At 45.4% G+C, this 20,190-nt stretch carries 14 protein-coding genes and 1 pseudogene; 14 read left to right on the top strand and 1 reads right to left on the bottom strand.

Annotation, left to right across the window (positions count from 1 at the left end; genetic code table 11):
• The first annotated feature begins 5 nt into the window (after nt 1-5).
• The 4 genes from BMX69_RS18915 to BMX69_RS18900 all read left to right on the top strand — a co-directional run bounded on the left by BMX69_RS18915 (nt 6) and on the right by BMX69_RS18900 (nt 4,797).
• Nucleotides 6-590 carry a potassium-transporting ATPase subunit C gene (locus BMX69_RS18915; protein WP_166433210.1) on the top strand — a complete coding sequence of 195 codons (585 nt, stop codon included), beginning with the start codon at nt 6-8 and terminating at the stop codon, nt 588-590.
• 29 nt (nt 591-619) lie between these two features.
• Nucleotides 620-3,313, top strand: coding sequence for a sensor histidine kinase (locus BMX69_RS18910; RefSeq protein ID WP_100043217.1), 2,694 nt, complete (start codon nt 620-622; stop codon nt 3,311-3,313).
• Between the two features lie 2 nt (nt 3,314-3,315).
• Nucleotides 3,316-4,026, top strand: coding sequence for a response regulator (locus BMX69_RS18905; protein ID WP_100043216.1), 711 nt, complete (start codon nt 3,316-3,318; stop codon nt 4,024-4,026).
• A gap of 105 nt (nt 4,027-4,131) precedes the next feature.
• Nucleotides 4,132-4,797 (top strand): DedA family protein, encoded by a 666-nt coding sequence (locus BMX69_RS18900; protein WP_100043215.1) that lies wholly within the window; start codon nt 4,132-4,134, stop codon nt 4,795-4,797.
• Between the two features lie 90 nt (nt 4,798-4,887).
• On the opposite strand, the gene BMX69_RS18895 is transcribed toward BMX69_RS18900, so the two are convergent.
• On the bottom strand, nt 4,888-5,370 hold the full coding sequence (locus tag BMX69_RS18895; protein WP_092246276.1) for an S-ribosylhomocysteine lyase: 483 nt from the start codon (nt 5,368-5,370) through the stop codon (nt 4,888-4,890).
• Nucleotides 5,371-5,579: 209 nt separating this feature from the next.
• On the opposite strand from BMX69_RS18895, the pseudogene BMX69_RS18890 reads away from it, so the two are divergent.
• The 10 genes and pseudogenes from BMX69_RS18890 to BMX69_RS18845 all read left to right on the top strand — a co-directional run.
• A pseudogene (locus BMX69_RS18890) lies at nt 5,580-5,948 on the top strand (adenine deaminase C-terminal domain-containing protein); the annotation flags it as partial.
• 273 nt (nt 5,949-6,221) lie between these two features.
• A complete protein-coding gene (locus tag BMX69_RS18885; RefSeq protein ID WP_054790426.1) occupies nt 6,222-7,274 on the top strand; it encodes a siderophore ABC transporter substrate-binding protein in 1,053 nt (350 codons plus the stop codon).
• Between the two features lie 22 nt (nt 7,275-7,296).
• Nucleotides 7,297-8,307 (top strand): ABC transporter permease, encoded by a 1,011-nt coding sequence (locus BMX69_RS18880; protein WP_242941300.1) that lies wholly within the window; start codon nt 7,297-7,299, stop codon nt 8,305-8,307.
• A complete protein-coding gene (locus tag BMX69_RS18875) occupies nt 8,304-9,344 on the top strand; it encodes an iron chelate uptake ABC transporter family permease subunit (protein WP_054790427.1) in 1,041 nt (346 codons plus the stop codon). Before BMX69_RS18880 ends, BMX69_RS18875 begins: the two co-directional genes overlap by 4 nt.
• Nucleotides 9,341-10,090, top strand: coding sequence for an iron ABC transporter ATP-binding protein (locus BMX69_RS18870; RefSeq protein WP_054790428.1), 750 nt, complete (start codon nt 9,341-9,343; stop codon nt 10,088-10,090). Before BMX69_RS18875 ends, BMX69_RS18870 begins: the two co-directional genes overlap by 4 nt.
• Before the next feature lie 289 nt (nt 10,091-10,379).
• Nucleotides 10,380-12,986 (top strand): cation-translocating P-type ATPase, encoded by a 2,607-nt coding sequence (locus tag BMX69_RS18865; RefSeq protein WP_100043214.1) that lies wholly within the window; start codon nt 10,380-10,382, stop codon nt 12,984-12,986.
• 417 nt (nt 12,987-13,403) lie between these two features.
• A complete protein-coding gene (locus BMX69_RS18860; protein WP_100043213.1) occupies nt 13,404-16,088 on the top strand; it encodes a calcium-translocating P-type ATPase, PMCA-type in 2,685 nt (894 codons plus the stop codon).
• A gap of 233 nt (nt 16,089-16,321) precedes the next feature.
• On the top strand, nt 16,322-17,821 hold the full coding sequence (gene glpK, locus BMX69_RS18855; protein ID WP_054790429.1) for a glycerol kinase GlpK: 1,500 nt from the start codon (nt 16,322-16,324) through the stop codon (nt 17,819-17,821).
• 33 nt (nt 17,822-17,854) lie between these two features.
• A complete protein-coding gene (locus BMX69_RS18850) occupies nt 17,855-18,547 on the top strand; it encodes an MgtC/SapB family protein (RefSeq protein ID WP_051515216.1) in 693 nt (230 codons plus the stop codon).
• Between the two features lie 194 nt (nt 18,548-18,741).
• On the top strand, nt 18,742-20,178 hold the full coding sequence (locus tag BMX69_RS18845) for an NAD(P)/FAD-dependent oxidoreductase (protein WP_100043212.1): 1,437 nt from the start codon (nt 18,742-18,744) through the stop codon (nt 20,176-20,178).
• The last annotated feature ends 12 nt before the right edge of the window (nt 20,179-20,190 follow it).

Here is a 20,190-nt window from a genome sequence, read left to right as displayed (position 1 = left end):
GGTGAATGGAAACTATGAAAATCATGAAATTATTTAAGACCGCTGTTGTATGCTTTGGCATAATGACCATATTGTGCGGTATCATTTATACGGCTGCAGTTACGGGGGCTGCCCAGCTGCTGTTTCCGGATCAGGCAAACGGCAGCATGATCGTTGTTACCCAAAAGGATGGAACACAAAAGGAATATGGCTCTCAGTTGCTGGCCCAGGAGTTTTCAAAGCCCCAATATCTTATTGGAAGGCCCTCCGGCGTATCAAACCTCTCCCCTGTCAGCAAAGAACAGAAAACCCTTGTTTTAGAGCGCATAAACTGGTGGCATTCCTTTGACCCCGGCAATCAGGAGGATATTCCCATGGATCTGGTTACGGCATCAGGAAGCGGCGTTGATCCTCATATTTCCCCTGAAGCGGCAGAATACCAGGTGGCAAGGATTGCTGCCGCCAGGAATTTAACAGAGGATGAAGTGAGAGGCATTATTAAGACCTGTACAAAGGGGCGATTTCTTGGATTTATCGGCGAACCGGGCGTAAATGTTTTAAAGGTGAATTTGGCTCTTGATGGTTTGCTGCAGACAAAAAAAGTGGTATGATATCTAAAAAGTAAGGTGGTGGTATTTGGATGGAATCCTTTGATTACAGACCAGACCCTGACGCGATTTTAGAGGATATTCAGACGCATCGGGACCAAAGGCCGGGCAGGTTAAAAATATTTTTTGGATATGCTGCCGGTGTAGGAAAAACCTTTGCAATGCTTGACGACGCCCAGGAACGCCTAAAAAGCGGGATCGACGTTTTAGTCGGCTATATCGAGCCTCATACCCGTCCTGAGACCATGCAGAAACTGCATGGTCTGCCGGTGCTTCCACCCAAAACCGTATCATACCGCAATATAGAGCTAAAGGAATTCGACTTAGATAAGGCTCTGGAACTTAAACCGGAATTGATTCTTGTGGATGAGCTGGCCCATACCAATGCAGAGGGCGGAAGGAATAAAAAACGTTATCAGGACATTGAAGAGCTTTTGGGAGCAGGGATCGATGTTTATACAACTGTGAATGTTCAGCATATGGAAAGCTTAAATGACGTGATCGAGAACATCACAAAGGTCAGGGTCCGGGAAACCGTACCGGATTATATCTTTGACCGGGCGGAGAAAATCGAACTGGTGGATATTGAACCGGATGAACTGCTGCGCCGTCTGGAAGGAGGTAAGATCTACCGAACTGACCGGGCGGAAACGGCCATGGAGAATTTTTTCACACAGGATAACCTGCGGCTTTTGCGGGAGATCGCCCTGCGCTGCGCTGCGGATAAGATCAGCTCGGAGAATCAGAGTGAGCGGAGCTTATCCGATAAAATGGCTAACACCAAGCTGCTTGTCTGCATCGGAGCTTCCCCCTCATCGGCAAAATGCATCCGGTGGACAGCGCGGGCGGCGGAAGCATTTCACGCAAGCTGGGCCGCATTGTACGTGGAGAGTACGGAAAGCGAGGACCTTACCGCTGAGCAGCAGAAGACCATCCGTGCGAACCTGGACCTGGCAGAGAAGCTTGGGGCTGAGCTTGTCAACCTGACTGGACATGATATTGCCGCCACTGTATCGGAATATGCCAAGCTATCCGGTATCACAAACATCGTGGTGGGCAAAAGCAGAAATAAAAAAACACTTAAGAATCTGTTCGACCTGGATTTTGAAGATAAGCTTATCTCTCTTTTGCCTAATATAGAAATCCACATCATACCTGGGAGCGTTGCCAAACGCAACTATAAAGAGCCAAGAAAAAAAGCGAAACATGACAGTATTCATTTTTCATGGACGGACACTGTGAAAGCACTCTCTATTTTAGGTGGTGCCACCCTGTTGTCCCTTTGGCTTCACAGGCTTAATATTATGAACCAGAATATCATTATGGTTTATATTTTTTCCGTTTTACTGGTTTCCCGAATGACGGAAGGGTATTGGTACGGAGTTGTTGCTTCTGCGGTCAGTGTACTGACCTTTAATTTCTTTTTTACAGAGCCTTATTACACTTTTAACGCAATCCAATCCGGCTATCCCCTGACCTTTGTCATCATGCTCTTAGTCGCTTTAATTACAAGCGCTTTGACCGTGCGCATGAAAGCGGAAGCCCGGCTGGCCGTGAAAAGAGAACACCGTACTGAAATCCTGTATGAGATCAATAAAAAGTTACTTGCTACAAGGGGCCTTGACAGGATCGTGGCTCTTACAAACGACTATGTGGTCAAGCTGTTTGAACGTTCTATCATATTTTTTACCACGGATCCTGAGCATGGGGCGAATGGTGAAGTAGAGCAGCCGGCTGATGATATCGGTTCCGATGTCTTAAACTCCGCCGATGAAAAGGCCGTTGCCCACTGGGTATTCTTAAACCAGAAGCGCGCTGGAGCAGGAACCGATACCCTGATGGGAGCGGCAGCGTTTTATATGCCTGTGATCTCTCAGGGAAAGGTTCTTGCTGTCTGGGGAATTTCCTGTGGAAAAGGAAACCTTGACCATAATACCCGGCTGTTTTTACGCATGATCGCTTCCCAGGTGGCCATGGCCCTGGAGCGGCAGCACCTTTCCGATGAACAACGGAACATGATAGTGGAGTCGGAAAAGGAAAAGATGCGCAGTACCCTTTTGCGTGCAATATCCCATGATCTGCGCACGCCTCTTGCAGGCATCTTGGGTGCCAGCTCCGTGATTCGGGAAAATGGGAAGATGCTTGATGAAAATACCCAGAACAGCCTGATTGCAAACATACAGGAGGAATCACAATGGCTCATACGTATGGTGGAAAATCTGCTCTCCGTGACACGGATCAATGAAGATGCTTCCAATCTTAAGAAAAGCCCGGAGGCAGCGGAGGAGGTCGTAGGAGAGGCCGTAAGCCGTATCAAACGAAGATTTCCCCAGAGTAAAATTCATGTTCATGTCCCGGAGGAATTTTTGGAGGTCCCAATGGATGGAACCTTAATTGTGCAGGTGCTGATAAACCTTCTTGAGAATGCTATTAAATATTCTCCAGCCGATTCTTCCATTGAGGTTCGTTTGGAGAGGGAAGGAACATGGGCAAAATTCGAAGTGCTGGACAGGGGAAGGGGAATTCTAAGTGAAGACCTACCCCATCTGTTTGCAGGTTATAAGCCTAACGAAAACAGGAGCGCTGATTCCTCAAGAGGAATGGGGATCGGTCTGTCCATCTGCAAAACCATTGTCAACGCTCATCAGGGAAACTTAGAGGCTGAAAACAGGAAGGACGGTGGAACGGTATTCCGCTTCACCCTGCCCTTGAAAGGAAGTGAATAAATATGGATATAAAACCAATGGTGCTGATCATTGAAGATGAAGATGCGATTTGCAATTTTATATCTGCCATTCTGACCTCAAATGGTTATCAGGTGGTTAAAGCCAAAACAGGGAAGGAAGGACTTTCCCTGTTTACCTCCCGTGTTCCCGATATCATCCTCCTGGATCTTGGGCTGCCGGATATTGATGGTGTAGAGATCCTTAAAACGATACGTCAATGGTCAAAGACTCCTGTGATTGTGGTTTCCGCCCGCGGTCACGAGCGTGAGAAGGTGGCTGCCCTTGACTTCGGCGCTGATGATTATATTGTAAAGCCATTTGGAACCTCAGAACTCCTTGCCCGGATCCGGACGGCAATGCGGCACAGCCCTCAATCGGCCGCCGCAGAAGCTCAGGGGGATGAAACGTTTACCGCTGGTAAGCTGGAAATCGATTATAATAAACGGGTCGTATACAAAGATGGAGAAAAAATCCATTTAACACCTATTGAATATAAGCTGTTGGTTTTGCTGTCCAAGAATGCAGGCAAGGTGCTTACCCATGATTTCATCATACGGGAAATATGGGGGGTTTATACCGATGAAAGCCATACCCTTCGCGTCAACATGGCGAATATAAGGCGTAAGATAGAGGAAAATCCTGGAGCGCCCCAGTATATTCTTACGGAAATGGGCGTTGGATACCGGATGGTGGAGGAATTTGAAGAAGGGTAAAAAAAAGATATATCGTCGGAGTCTAAATGGTTTGATTTGCAAATGATTTTGTGATAAAATTCTTTTGTTTTTAAAAAAGAATACGAAACTTAAGGCGGAAAAATAATGAATATTATAAAATACGGTATTGATGTAATTCTTCATTTAGATAGCTATATGAACTTGATAATCCAACATTTCGGAGCTGGAACCTATTTGATTTTATTTTTAATTGTTTTTTGTGAAACAGGGCTGGTTGTGACTCCGTTTCTTCCAGGCGATTCCCTGTTATTTGCGTCTGGTGCTTTTGCTGCCCTGGGTTTTCTTGATATCAAGCTATTGCTCCTGATAAATGGTTTAGCAGCGGTACTTGGAGATACCGCAAATTATACACTTGGAAGAACCATTGGCCGCAGGATATATGAAAAAGAAAATTTGAGATTCATAAAAAGAGAGCATCTGATAAAAACTCACAAATTCTATGAAAAACACGGTGCCGCAACTATTATCATAGCAAGGTTCATACCCATTATCCGTACCTTTGCTCCATTTGTAGCCGGAATAGGAGAAATGAAGTATACGAGATTCATCTCATATAATATAGTCGGTGGACTGGCCTGGGTCATACTGTTTACTTTGGGCGGCTATTACTTTGGAAACCTGCCTGCGGTAAAGCATAATTTTACATTTGTTATTTTTGGCATCATATTTATATCCGTCATACCAGCAGTTTTGGGATTACTGAAAGAGAAAATAAAGCAAAGGGAAGACCGAAGAGAAGAACGAATATGATTATGGACAAAGACACCCTGTCTAACAATGAATTATTGTCAGGCAGGGTGTCTTTGTCATAAATTGTGTGGCTCCAGGTAAAAACGGTCCTTAATCTTCAGGATAAATAAGCTGGTCGTCATCGATACCGTACAGCACAGAATCAAGGAATTTTCCAGCCAGGTATTTAGCCATTCCAAGATTCATGTCCAGGTAATTGCCGCAGTCTCTTGCAGCTGCTCCTGGTACCTCGCCTTCAAAATCCCGTATGAACTCATACATTTCCGTGATCAATGGCACAATGTCCCTGGACTTGTAATCACCGGACAGCAGAAGGTAAAAGCCGGTGCGGCAGCCCATAGGGCCAAAGTACAGGATCCGGGAAGTGAAGAATTCATGGTTGCGCAGGAAGGTGGCTCCCAGATGTTCAATGGTGTGGATTTCTGCTGTATTCATAACAGGCTCAAAATTAGGGCGGGTCATGCGGATATCAAAGGTTGTAATGACAGAGTCCCCGGCCTGATCCCTGCGGGAGACATAGATGCCTGGAAGAAGTTTTAAATGGTCGATGGTAAAGCTTGTTATTTTTTCCATGGTTATCATGTCCTTTCTTAACATGGTTACTTACGATTTGCGGGTTGCTTATCCCATGATGAAATTATAATAAAAAAAACGTTCCCCTGCAATAGGAAACAAATATAAACAGCCCGACTTAAAGACTGAATTTGCCGATGGAAAATAAAATGTTATATATTGACAGAAACGACGAATATTCATGTAATTGATATGATTCCAAGAAAGGGGCACTAGCCTATTCCATGTCCCATGACCACCATAATATCGTGGTAGTAGGGACGAATGATGAAGATATGGCGGTGGCAGTGAATGAAGTTGCCAGACTGAATGGAGGGCTGGCAGTAGCCTGTGATGGAGGGATCTTAAACAGCATGGAGCTGCCGATTGGAGGCCTTATGAGTGAAAAAACAGCGGAAGAAGTGATGGCACAGCTGGATATTCTGAATGCGGATGCAAAAAAAATGGGCTGTGAGATGGAAGCCCCGTTTATGTCCTTAAGTTTTATATCCCTTCCGACGGTTCCAGATCTGGGGCTGACTGATAAGGGACTGGTGGATGTGCTTGAACATAAACTGATTGAACTGGAGTTAGAATAGAGATGAGTTAGTAATACCTTAAGGCCTCTGTATATTTTTGCAGGGGCCTTACTTAGTTAGAATAATATCCGGTGTGTTCCCTTGAAAATCAATCGTTTCCAGCACACTGTAATCCAGCACGGTTATCCTATGAGGATTGACCAGAACCAGAACACATTCATAGGTTTGTCGCGGAAAAATCAGTAAAGCAGTTGACAATAATCATTTATAATAATATAATGAAAAAAAGTTAGTGTCAACTAACTTAATATATTTATTAAATGAGGAGATGAAATGAAAAAAATCAACGTATTAAAATTAACTACCATTATGGCAGCGGCCGCTTTCATGATGACAGCCTGCTCAAGTCCAAGCACTTCTAAAACTACTGAAACCATTGAGACCACTGAAGCGTCTCAGGCCGCTGAAACCACTGCAGCTGCTAAGAGCGAAGAAGCATTAACGGTTGAAATTAAAGATATTCATGGCATGGTTACAGTTCCTGTAAATCCTCAAAAGGTAATTTCTTTGGATAATAGAACTTATGAAACACTATCAGACTGGGGAATTAAATTAGTCGCTGCTCCAAAGGGTGTAATGCCGGCGGATTCCCTATATGTAGCCGATGAATCTGTTCTGGATATCGGAAATCACCGCGAACCGAATCTTGAGATTATAGCAGCTGCAGACCCTGACCTTGTAATAGTCGGTCAAAGATTTGCGTCCTATTATGAAGAAATAAAAAAATTAGTGCCAAATGCAGCTGTTATTGATTTAAATTTTGATGTTTCTGAGGAAGCGGATACACCTGGAGAAAACTTAGTAAACGGACTTAAGGATTCCACCGTAGCACTTGGAAAAATTTTTGATAAAAACAAAGAAGCTGAACAATTGACAGCTGACTTTAATCAGGCGATCGAAGCTGTAAAATCTGCATATAACGGAACGGATACCATTATGAGTGTTGTGGTTTCCGGTGGTAATATCGGCTTTTCAGCTCCTCATTCCGGCCGTGTTTGGGGGCCGATGTATGAAGTGTTCGGATGGGTTCCGGCATTAGATATTGACAATACGACTTCCGATCATCAAGGGGATGATATTTCTGTAGAAGCGATAGCACAAAGTAATCCGGATTGGATTTTCGTACTAGACCGTGATGCTGCAGTATCTTCTACAACTGATGCGGTTCCTGCTCAGGACGTTATCGATCAATCACCTGCTCTTCAAAACGTAACCGCTGTTTCTGAAGGACATATCGTTTATGCACCAGCTGATACTTACACAAACGAATCCATACAAACATATATGGAGTTATTTGGAGACCTTGCAAAGGCTTTGGCTGAATAGTATATAGGAGTATAGCAAAGAGTTGAAACATACAGCGAAAAAAATGATTGGGGCTGGGAATTCTCAGCCCCAACGTTATTATAACAATAAGAAATGGACGAAACCTTTTATATTAGCGATTATCGTTGTTATTATTTTAGGTATTATATCACTGTTTACCGGAGCTTATGATATACAGGGGCAAGCGGATGGAAGGGATATGTTTTTCATAACACGGGTACCTAGAACAGCTGCACTCATGCTTACCGGAGCGGCAATGTCAATGTCAGGACTGGTCATGCAGCTTATTACACAAAATCGTTTGGTTGAACCTACAACAACAGGGACGATTGAATGGTCAGGTTTGGGACTTCTCATTGTCTATTTAATATTTCCGGCACCAACTTTAGTTTTAAGAATGACCGGGGCAATCATGTTTTCTTTTATAGGAACTATGATTTTCTTTCTGTTTTTAAGAAGAGTGAAACTCCGTTCGTCTTTGATTGTCCCGATTATTGGGATGATGCTTGGAGCAGTTATTTCTGCATTTTCTACTTTTATAGGACTTACCTTCCAAATGACGCAAAATATTGAAAGCTGGTTTGTAGGCTCGTTTGCAGCCGTACAAATCGGAAGATACGAATATTTATGGCTGATTATTATAGTTACTGGCTTTATTTTTATTTATGCGGATAAGCTGACCTTAGCCGGTCTGGGGGAAGATGTCGCTACGAGTCTTGGAGTAAATTATAATAAGATAATTATTTTGGGGACCGGTCTTATTTCTTTTGCGGTTGGAATTGTTACGGCTGTTATTGGAAATTTACCTTTCTTAGGTTTAATTGTACCCAATATTGTTTCCATGTACCGAGGAGATAATCTTAGGGGTAATCTGCCTTGGGTATGTGTGCTGGGAATGGGTGTAATAACTCTTTGTGACATTATTTCCCGAATTATTATAATGCCCTTTGAAGTTCCTGTCTCTTTGATTCTTGGAACAGTGGGGTCAATTGTATTTATTGTTATCTTATTAAGGCAAAGGAGGCTAAAATGAACGGAATAGAATACAATACCGGCCTTCATCATGAACACAGATCAGCGAGAGCTTTTCGTTCTAAGAAAGAAGAAAAAAAATATTGGATTTTGTTGATAGCCTTGATTGGTTTGGGCATTTTTGCTTCCTATGGACTTTTGGTTTATCATAATCCGGTTCCAATTGATTCTCCTTCTTTTCTCCCGGTTGTAAGAAGAAGGATGTTCGCTCTTACGGCGATGATTATTTCAGCCGTTTGTCAGAGTTTATCGACAGTCACTTTCCAATCGATTACGAGCAACAGGATTATAACCCCTTCCCTTTTAGGCTTTGAAGCACTTTACTCAGCCATTCATACCAGTACCATATTTTTCTTTGGTGCCAGCGCCTTTATTAATTTTAATGGGATTGGATCCTTTGTATTTCAAGTTGTTGTTATGGTCTTGATGTGCCTGATCCTTTATGGCTGGCTGCTTTCCGGAAAGTATGGAAATTTACAGCTCATGCTTTTAGTTGGCGTTATTATGGGAACCGGGCTGAAGTCTTTATCATCGTTTATGAGAAGACTTCTTGCGCCATCAGAGTTTGATATTTTACAGGCAAGATTGTTTGGCTCTGTCAACAATGCGGATTCGAAATATTTTCCTCTTGCAATTCCGGTTGTAATAATTGTAGCAATACTTCTTCTTTCTTATTCTAAGAAGTTAAATGTTGTGTCACTTGGAAAGGATTGCTCTACTTCATTGGGCGTCAAACATCAAGTTCATGTGATTTATGCTCTGATTTTAGTATCTGTTTTGATGTCAATTTCTACGGCTTTGGTTGGGCCGCTTACTTTTTATGGATTTTTAGTTGCAACTTTAACTTATCAAGCGGCGCCAACATATGATCACAGATATATTTTCCCAATGGCTCTTGCGATTGGATTTTTGATAATAACAGGTGCTTACTTTTTTATGTACCATATATTCAGGGCTCAAGGAGTAGTTTCAGTTATTATCGAGATGTTTGGCGGAATAGCATTTTTAATCGTAATTTTAAGGAAAGGTACTTTATGATAATAATAGACAATGCCAGAAAGTCGTATGATGAGGTAGAAATAGGACCTTTGGATATTAAAATACCAAAAGCAGGTCTCACTTCTTTAATCGGACCCAATGGTGCTGGAAAATCTACAACACTTTTGATGATTGGAAGACTTTTGGATATGGAAGAAGGTCATATTAAGGTGGCAGATATGGATGTTACTGAATCGAAATCAGAGGACTTAGCAAAAGTTTTGACTATTTTGCGGCAGGAAAATCATTTTGTAACGAGGCTTACTGTCAGACAGCTGGCTGGATTTGGCCGTTTTCCTTATTCTAAAGGAAGATTAACAAAAGAGGATGAAGCCATTATTTCTAAATATATTGATTTTTTAGAGTTGACTGATCTGGAAAACAGATATTTGGATGAGCTTTCCGGCGGCCAAAGACAAAGGGCATATGTGGCAATGGTTTTGTGCCAGGAGACGGAATATGTACTTCTTGACGAACCTTTGAACAATCTTGACGTTGCCCGTTCTGTTCAGATGATGGAACATTTGAAGCATGCGGCCAATGAATTTGGAAGAACCATTGTGGCTGTTATGCATGATATTAATTTTGCGGCTAAATATTCTGATCGGATCTGTGCGATGAAAAACGGACGAATTGCCGCTTTTGGCACGGTAGATCAGATTATGGATTCAAAGGTTTTGACCAATATTTTTGAAACGAAAATAGAAATTATCGATGGGCCGTATGGGCCTATAGCAATTTATTGAGTTAGTGTCTGCTATCCGGTCCATACCAATAGCAAGCTAAAATCATTCATGAAATTCACTACCTGTCTCATACCATAGTATAGGTTATCAGAAATCATTTTTTAGATTTCAGATAAAAGGCAGCGTTCTTTGCTGCCGTCCATCCGATTATGAAAACATCTATTTGTTTTCATAATATAGGTTATCAGAAATCGTTTTTCAGATTTCAGATAAAAGGGCTGCCTTTCAGCCCGTCTATCTGATTATCGGAAGCAGTCCGATAATATGAGAAACAGGAAGGAGCGTCAGAATGGAAGAATGGTTTCGTTTATCAGAGGATGAGGCCCTTGCTAAGCTCGGCGCAGGCAGGAACGGCCTGGATTCCAGGGAGGTCCTGAGGCGCAGGCAGACATATGGTCCGAATACACTAAAGAAGGCGGAACGCAAAAGCGCTTTCCAGGTGTTTTTGGACCAGTTTAAAGACTTGTTGGTCATCATCCTGATTATAGCAGCAGTGATTTCTATGATATCCGGTGACGTGGAGAGCACAGGAGTGATTTTTGCAGTGCTTCTGCTGAATGCGATTCTGGGGACCGTGGAGCACCAGAAGGCAGAGAAGTCCTTAGACAGTCTTATGGCCCTGTCGTCACCGGTAGCAAAGGTGATAAGAGAGGGGAAAAAGCAGGAAATCTTTTCGGGGGAGATAGTCCCTGGGGACATACTGCTCCTGGAAGCAGGGGACATGGTGGCAGCAGACGGGCGGATCCTGGAAAATTACTCCCTTTTGGTCAATGAAAGCTCCCTGACCGGAGAATCCATTAATGTGGAGAAACGGACGGGGAGGATCCGGGAAAAAAAGGTACCATTGGCCGAGCAGACGAATATGGTGTTTTCCGGTTCCCTGGTGGCAGCAGGCAGGGCAAAGGTACTGATCACAGGCACCGGAATGGATACGGAAATCGGCAGGATCGCTTCCCTTATGAATGACACCGGGGAAAAAAAGACACCTCTTCAAGTAAGCTTAGACCAGTTCGGAAGCAGGCTGGCGGCAGCTATCCTGTTTATTTGTGCGGTGGTTTTCGGCCTTAGCATCTACCGGAGGATGCCGGTTTTAGATTCCCTGATGTTTGCCGTAGCCCTGGCGGTCGCAGCAATACCGGAAGCGTTAAGTTCCATTGTAACCATCGTTCAGGCAATGGGCACACAGAAAATGGCAGGAGAGAATGCCATCATAAAGGATTTAAAGGCAGTGGAAAGCCTTGGCTGTGTTTCAGTCATCTGCTCCGATAAGACTGGAACATTGACACAAAACCGCATGACCGTACAGCAAATCTACGTAAACAGCCGTCTTTATCTTCCTGAGCTTTTAAACAAAGAGGTCCCTGTACATAAATATCTGTTGTATGATGCTGTTTTAAATAATGATTCCGCTTACATAGAAGGAAAGCTGTTGGGGGACCCGACGGAAGCCGCACTGGTGCAGATGGCCGAAAGGGTGGGAATAAACGAGGAAGCTATGAAATCCTATTACCCCAGAGCAGGGGAGATTCCCTTTGATTCCAAGAGAAAGCTTATGAGCACCATGCACAGGATCGAAGGAAAAAGGGTCCTGTTCACAAAGGGAGCGGTGGATGTGCTGCTTCCCAGGATCAGTCATATTTGGACAGGGGAAGGAATCCGCCACATGAGGGAGGGGGACCGGCAGAACTTAATGGAGCAGAACATGGAGTTTTCCAAACAGGGACTCAGGGTTTTGACTTTTGCCTGCCGGGAAATGAATGAGGATGAAAAGCTGACGGAAAAATCAGAGGCCGGCTATACCTTTCTCGGAATGGTTGCGATGATGGATCCGCCCCGTCCGGAGACAAAAAATGCCGTATTAAATGCCAAAAGAGCAGGCATCCGCCCGGTAATGATTACAGGGGACCATAAGATCACTGCATCTGCCATTGCGGAGAAAATAGGCATTCTGGGAGACGATGATTTGGCAGTCAGCGGACCGGAGCTTGATGATATGCCGGAGGAGGAATTGAGCCGAAAGCTGGAGCATATCAGCGTCTATGCCAGAGTTTCGCCGGAGCATAAAATACGGATCGTCCGCTCCTGGCAGAAAAAAGGCCACATCGTAGCCATGACAGGAGACGGGGTCAATGACGCTCCGGCCTTAAAACAGGCCGACATCGGGGTTGCCATGGGAAAAATGGGGACAGAAGTGTCAAAGGATGCCTCTGCCATGATCCTGACAGATGATAACTTTGCAACCATTATTAAGGCGGTTGCCAATGGCCGTAATGTTTACCGGAACATCCGGAATGCCATTAAATTTCTTTTATCAGGAAATATGGCTGGGATACTATGCGTCTTGTATACATCCTTTCTGGCTCTTCCGCCACCCTTTGCGCCGGTTCACTTACTGTTTATCAACCTTCTGACCGACTCTCTTCCAGCCATAGCAATCGGCATGGAAAAGGCGGAGGCGGACTTATTGGCCCAAAAGCCCAGGAATCCCAAAGAAGGAATCTTAACAAAGCGATTTGTGCTTCAGGTACTGCTTCAGGGTGCCCTCATAGCGGGCTGTACCATGACCTCTTACCATACAGGCATGATGACCGGAAGCGAGGCCGCTGCCAGCACCATGGCATTTTCCACCCTGACCCTGGCAAGGCTGTTTCATGGCTTTAACTGCAGAAGCGGCCATTCCATTTTAAAGATAGGATTTAAAAGCAATTTATGGAGCATAATGGCCTTTGAGGCTGGGGCCATTCTTTTGGCAGCGGTTCTATTCATACCAAGGCTTCATACCTTTTTTTACGTGGCAGATTTAACCGCAAGGCAGTTTATCACCATTTTCATATTTGCAATTATTCCTACGCTTGTAATCCAGGCATTTAAGACCATAAGAGAGAGTCTCCATTAAGAAAATAAAGCCGGCAATGATGGGTGAACATATTACGTACGGATTTTACATGAAAAACAGGACTTTCTGCGGAAAAGAAGTGTAATAAAAGATAACTTTTTCGCAGAAATCCAATCAATTATGCAATCAAAGCATGCAATGATTTGATTGCATAGATTCAGGTGGCTAAATCTTTTTATGGACAATCAGAAATGTTTACACAACAAGTCAGAGGGGCTGGAAGATATAAACTTCCGGCCCCTTTTGGTATGTCTGATGCGGAAAAAATTAATAGTTACCTGTTTGTGAACGATATCCCCTAATGCGTTTATTGACAGAAGCAGCAAAAAGATTTAACATAAACTTATTGTTTCATTTTCTCCCATGCATTCAGCCAGATCATGAAGTTCTGTAGCACAATTAAATGGAGGATATTATATGAATGATTATTTCAGTAAGGATATCCGGGAGTCTGTCAGGGAATTAAAAACCGACCTCCTTCAAGGATTATCCGGGCAGGAAGCCCAAAAAAGGCTTGAGGAAAACGGTCACAACCGTCTGCAGGGGGCGGCGGAACGGACCCTGTTTCAATTGTTTGCCGAACAATTTAAGGATTTTCTTGTAATTATTCTGATTGTTGCAGCCATCATCTCTATGGTTGTGGGAATCGTGCAGGGAGAAGGGATTTTTGACAGCCTCGTCATCATTGCCATCGTCATCGTCAACGCGATTATCGGTGTAAATCAGGAAACAAAAGCGAACAATGCGCTGAAAGCTCTTAAGGAAATGTCAAGCCCGCAGGCAAAAGTCATCCGAAACGGAGATATCGTAAGGATGCCTTCCGATGAGCTTGTAACAGGCGATGTGGTAATCCTTGATGCGGGAGATTACATACCTGCAGATGTAAGGCTTGTAGAAAGCTTTAACTTAAAGATCGATGAGGCGGCGCTTACCGGCGAATCAGTTCCCGTGGAAAAGAACTGCGAAAGCATACTTTCTGATGATGCGCCTCTGGGCGACCGTGTCAATTCCGCCTTTATGGGAACTGTGATCACCTATGGAAGAGGCAAGGGCATCGTATCCGCAACCGGAATGGAAACCCAAATGGGCAATATTGCCGCCATGTTAAATGAATCCAAAGAGGAGACAACCCCACTTCAAAAGAAGCTTGACAGCCTGGGTAAGGTTTTGGGAATTGTCTGCATCGCCGTATGCGCCATAATTTTTGTCCTGGGACTGCTCAAGGGGGATGAGCTTATGGAAATCTTCATGGTTTCCGTTTCTCTGGCCGTGGCCGCCATACCGGAAGGGCTTACGGTAGTCGTTACCGTAATTCTTGCGATGGGCATGCAGCAGATGGTGAAGTCCCATGCCATCATAAAGAGGCTTTCCGCTGTCGAAACGCTGGGAAGCACAACGGTTATCTGTTCCGATAAGACGGGAACTCTCACTCAGAATAAGATGACCGTGGTCAAGGTATTTGACCATGAGAAAGCTTATGATGTGACTGGGACAGGCTACAGCAGGGAAGGCTCCGTCACCGTAGAAGAAGGCGGCAGGCTATCGTCTAATATTACGGAACTCATAAAGGGCGCCGTACTTTGTAATGACGCGGTCTATGATATAGAGAAAAGCCAAATCATCGGAGATCCTACGGAAGGTGCTATGCTGGTTTTAGGAGAAAAAATCGGTCTCAGCAAAGACCGGTTGAATGAAGAATACCGGAGGGTTCAGGAAATTCCCTTTGATTCCGACAGAAAGCTTATGTCCACGTTCCATGAAAAAGACGGAGAACTGACCATTTATACAAAGGGTGCTCCCGATGAGATTTTAAAGCGGTGTACCCACATATATAAGGATGGAGCGGTTTCAGAAATTACGGAGGCTGACCGGAGAAAAATCCTGGAAGCCAATTTTAGCTTTGCAAAAGGCGCATTGCGCGTGCTTGGCGTTGCAAGTAAGGCAGTGGAAACTCTCGATGACTTTGACAGCCAGGAAAACTCTCTTACCTATCTTGGACTCATGTGCATGATTGATCCGCCCAGAGAGGAAGTGAAGCCGGCCGTAGACGAATGCAGAAAAGCCGGAATCCGTGTGAAGATGATCACAGGGGACCACAAGATCACGGCCAGCGCTATTGCCGGGGATCTGGGAATCATGTCTCCTGGAGAAGAGGCTTTAGAAGGAGCTGAAATACAGCTTCTTTCCGATGAAGAGCTGAGAGAAAAGGTTAAAACCGTCAACGTATTTGCCCGGGTTTCACCAGAGCACAAGGTACGGCTTGTAGCCGCATGCAAGGCAAACGGAGAGATTGTCGCCATGACAGGAGACGGCGTAAACGATGCACCAAGCCTAAAGAGAGCGGATATCGGCGTTGCCATGGGTATCACCGGAACAGATGTTTCCAAGGAGGCGGCCGATATGATCCTTACGGACGACAACTTTGTAAGCATTGTTCATGCCGTAGAGGAAGGAAGAACCATTTATAACAACATCCGAAAGGTGGTTGGCTACCTTCTCTCCTGCAACATCGGTGAGATACTTCTCATATTTTTGGCGATGCTCTTTAACCTGCCCATGCCGTTGATGCCCATTCACCTCCTTTCCATCAACTTAATCACCGATGCATTTCCGGCCTTTGCCCTGGGAATGGAGGAGAGGGAGCCGGGGATCATGGACCAGAAGCCGAGAGATCCCAATGAATCCATTATTGATAAGAAGATGCGCGTAGCTGTTGCCATGCAAAGTCTTTTCCTTGGTATCGGCGCTCTGACCGCTTTTTATATCGGGCATATCAGCTACAGAGACGTCGAAGGCGGAGAGACCATCGCCCGTACCATGTGCTTTGTAGCCCTTATTTTAGGCGAACTTTTCCGCGCCTACTCAAACAGAAGTGAAAAGAGGTCTATATTCGGAATCCGGCTTTTATCAAACTCCTTCTTGAATAAATGCGTAATCGCTTCCTTTGCATTTTTAGTGGTTGTGGTTTATGTGCCGTTCTTAAACACAATTTTCAGTACGGCGCCTCTTACTCTCACACAGCTAAGCGAAGCAATCGGCTTTGCGGTAGTTCCTACTCTGGGCGGTGAGCTTGCAAAGCTTATTACAAAAAGAATGAAATAGCAGCGGGAAGCTGTGTCTTTCAAGACAGGGATAAAGATTGAATAAACGCTGAAATCTTGACATAATTTTTGCTCCATGGTACTATTAAGTATACATAAATAGTTAGCCTAAGAGATGACAGAGCCAGGTGATGAGTGCGGGGAACCGTTCATTTCCAAGGCTCTTTCTTTATCCCTTGAGAAAAATTTAACAAGGAATAAAATCCGGGGCGTTTACTGGAAGGGGAAGGAACTATGGGAAGATACGTCATTGCCCTGGATCAGGGCACGACAAGTTCCAGATGTATCCTGTTCGATGAGCAGGGGAACATCTGCAGTGCAGCACAAAAGGAGTTTACTCAGATTTTTCCGGAGCCGGGCTGGGTGGAGCATGATCCTATGGAGATATGGTCCTCACAGCTTTCCGTGACCATGGAGGCCATGGGAAAGATCGGGGCCCATTACAGCGATATAGCTGCAATCGGGATCACGAATCAGAGGGAGACAACGGTAGTCTGGGATAAGGAAACTGGGGAGCCGGTCTATCATGCAATCGTGTGGCAGTGCCGAAGGACCGCGGACAGAATCGAGAAACTAAAGCATGACGGCCTGGATGGGCTCATTGTTGAAAGGACGGGACTGATCCCTGACGCTTACTTTTCAGGAAGCAAGATCGAATGGATCCTGGATCATGTAGAAGGGGCACGAGAACGGGCAGAACGTGGGGAACTTCTGTTTGGAACCGTGGATACCTGGCTGATCTGGAACTTAACCAAGGGCTGCATCCATGTGACAGATTATACCAATGCATCAAGAACCATGCTTTTTGATATACACAGAAAGTGCTGGGATGAAGAAATTCTAAACTATTTCCGCATTCCCAGATGCATGCTGCCCGAGGTAAAACCATCAAGCTGTATTTATGGCTACACATCTTCGGATGTCATGGGAGGAAAGATTCCCATTGCAGGAGCAGCAGGCGACCAGCAGGCAGCTTTGTTCGGCCAGTGCTGCTTTGAGGCGGGGGAGGTAAAGAACACCTATGGAACCGGTTGTTTCCTTCTGATGAACACAGGAGAAAGGGCGGTAAAGTCCCAACATGGACTTATAACCACCATAGCTGCCAGTGACCAGGGAAGCATACAGTATGCCCTGGAAGGAAGCGTGTTTGTGGCAGGAGCAGCCGTACAGTGGTTAAGGGATGAGATGCGGATGGTCCGTTCTGCCGCCCAGACAGAGGAATACTGCAGAGCTGCGGGGGATACAGGGGGCGTTTATGTAGTACCGGCATTTGCAGGACTTGGGGCACCTTATTGGGACCAGTACGCAAGAGGGACCATTGTGGGAGTAACCAGAGGGACCAGCAAGGAGCAGTTTATCCGGGCAACGGTGGAATCCATGGCTTATCAGGTCTGCGATCTCATTGAGGCTATGGAACAGGATTCGGATATTCATTTAAAGGAGTTAAAGGTGGACGGGGGCGCCTGTGCCAACAATTTCCTCATGCAGTTCCAGTCGAATCTGTTAAACACAGAGATCGTAAGGCCGGAGTGCATTGAGACGACTGCTCTTGGAGCCGCATACCTGGCCGGACTTGCGGTGGGCTATTGGAAGAGCCGGGAAGAAATCAAGGCAAACTGGAAGGTATCCAGGGCCTTTGACAGCCAGATGGAGGAGGAACACCGGAAGAGGCTGGTAAAAGGCTGGAAGAGGGCGGTAAAATGCGCACTCTACTGGTCAGAAGAAGAGGAGTAAAACTTGGAGGAGTAATATTTGGAGGGGTAAGATTTGGAGGGTACATATTTATTGTTTGGGGGAATTACCTTATCATACGTCATGATCCAGCTGGAATATATGCTGCGTATTATAACGGCTGGGCTATTAGGGTTTTTGATCGGCAGTGAGAGAAAAAACCGGAATAAATCGGCTGGTATCCGGACCCATGCAATCGTGGCGATCGGTTCAGCCCTCATGATGGTGGTATCAAAATATGGGTTTCCGGACATTCCAACCAGCGACGGAGCCAGAATCGCGGCCCAGGTGGTCAGCGGAATAGGCTTTTTAGGTGCAGGGGTTATATTTGTGCGGAACAATCTGGTAAACGGACTGACGACGGCAGCCGGGATATGGGCTACCGCCGGAGTCGGGCTGGCTCTTGGGGCGGGCCAGTACATTGTGGGCATATTATCTGCGGTTCTCATCATCGTCATGCAGACCATGACCCATCGGATCAGCTATTTTGCTCAGGTGGCTTCCTGCGGCTGTCTGAAGATGACCATAGCACAAAAATCCGGAGCGGTTAAAAGCATGGAAGAATTTCTGGAAAAGGAAAAGGTTGAGATCGCTTCTGTGAAGATTAATAAAAATAAAAAAGATGAGATCAAACTGGAATTTGAAGTCATTTATCCGCCGGGTTTTGATAAGGGAGCCCTGCTTTCCAAACTGGCAGAAGAGAATTCAGTCATGGCAGTCAGCGAATAGAGGGAGGGAATCCCCTGACAGAAAAATCTTGACAATCCGGTCTGGATTGTGCTAGCATTAAATTAATAAAATATATAACCTTGAGATGAAAGAGTAAGGGAATTGAACGGAGTGATCCGTTTATTTTGCCTTACTCTTTTTTTGTATGAATTCCATTAAATAGGGTGACCATTACGGATATGGAGGAGAAGAACATGAAGGAAATGAATTACGATGCAGCGATCATTGGCGGCGGCGTAATCGGCTGTGCAATTGCAAGAGAACTGGCCCGCTATGACCTTAGAATTTGTGTTATTGAGCGGGAGGAAGATGTCTGTTCCGGTACGTCAAAGTCGAACAGCGCCATTGTCCACGCAGGATATGATGCGGTACCTGGATCCTTAAAGGCGAGATTTAATGTGGAAGGCAATCATTTAATGGGAAAGCTTTCAGAGGAACTTGATTTTCAGGTGATTCGAAATGGCTCTTTGGTACTCTGCTTTTCAGAGGAAGATATGCCCGCTCTTAAGGAACTTTATGAGAAGGGCGTAAAAAACGGAGTCCCCGGCTTGTCCATTCTTTCCGGAGATGAGGTGAGGGCCATGGAACCCAATGTGGCAGAGACGGTAGTGGCCGCATTGTATGCTCCTACTGGGGGGATCGTATGCCCCTTTGGTTTAACCATTGCACTGGCGGAGAATGCCTGTGACAACGGTGTGGAATTTTTATTTAACACTGAGGTAATAGTAATTGAAAAGGCGGAAAATGGCTATGACTTAAAAACCGGGGAGGGGATCATACATGCAACCTATGTGATCAACGCAGCCGGTGTTTATGCCGACGTATTCCATAATATGGTAAGCGAAGAGAAGATCCACATCACGGCAAGAAAGGGAGATTACTGCCTGCTGGATAAGGAGGCAGGAACCCATGTGTCCCATACCATCTTCCAGCTTCCAGGCAAGATGGGGAAGGGGGTTCTGGTGACCCCTACGGTCCACGGCAACCTGCTGATCGGACCTACGGCAATCAATGTGGAGGATAAGGAAGGCGTCGGAACAACCGCAAAGGAACTGTCGGATATAATGGAGAAGTCTGCCTGGGGAGTAAAGAATATTCCGCTCCGCCAGATCATCACCTCCTTTTCAGGCCTTCGCGCTCATGAGGATGGGGATGACTTTATCCTGGGTGAGATTTCTGACGCCGCCGGCTTCTTTGATGCGGCAGGCATTGAATCACCGGGTCTTACAAGCGCTCCTGCCATTGGTGTTTATATAGCAGGTCTGGTTGCTGAAAAGGCAAGGGCTTCCCGAAAGGAGAATTATAAGGTCACCCGAAAGGGAATCCTGGATCCTCAGAAGCTGACTTTTGAGGAACGGGCAGAGCTTATTAAGAAGAATCCTCAGTACGGTACCATTATCTGCCGCTGCGAAGGGGTCAGTGAGGGAGAGATCGTGGATGCCATCACCAGGACTCTTGGAGCGGTTTCCTTAGATGGGATCAAACGCCGCGTCCGTGCCGGCATGGGACGGTGTCAGGCAGGCTTCTGTGCCCCTAAGACCATGGAAATCCTGGCAAGGGAAACGGACAGGAAATTGGAAGATATCTGCAAGAACAGACCCGGCTCCAATATAGTGACCGGTCATAAATAAGGAGGACAGCAA

The sequence above is a fragment of the Lacrimispora sphenoides JCM 1415 genome (assembly GCF_900105615.1).
Classification (GTDB): Bacteria; Bacillota; Clostridia; order Lachnospirales; family Lachnospiraceae; genus Lacrimispora; species Lacrimispora sphenoides.
The sequence above is the reverse complement of the archived record's forward strand: the minus strand, read 5'-3'. Positions and strand labels throughout refer to the sequence as shown.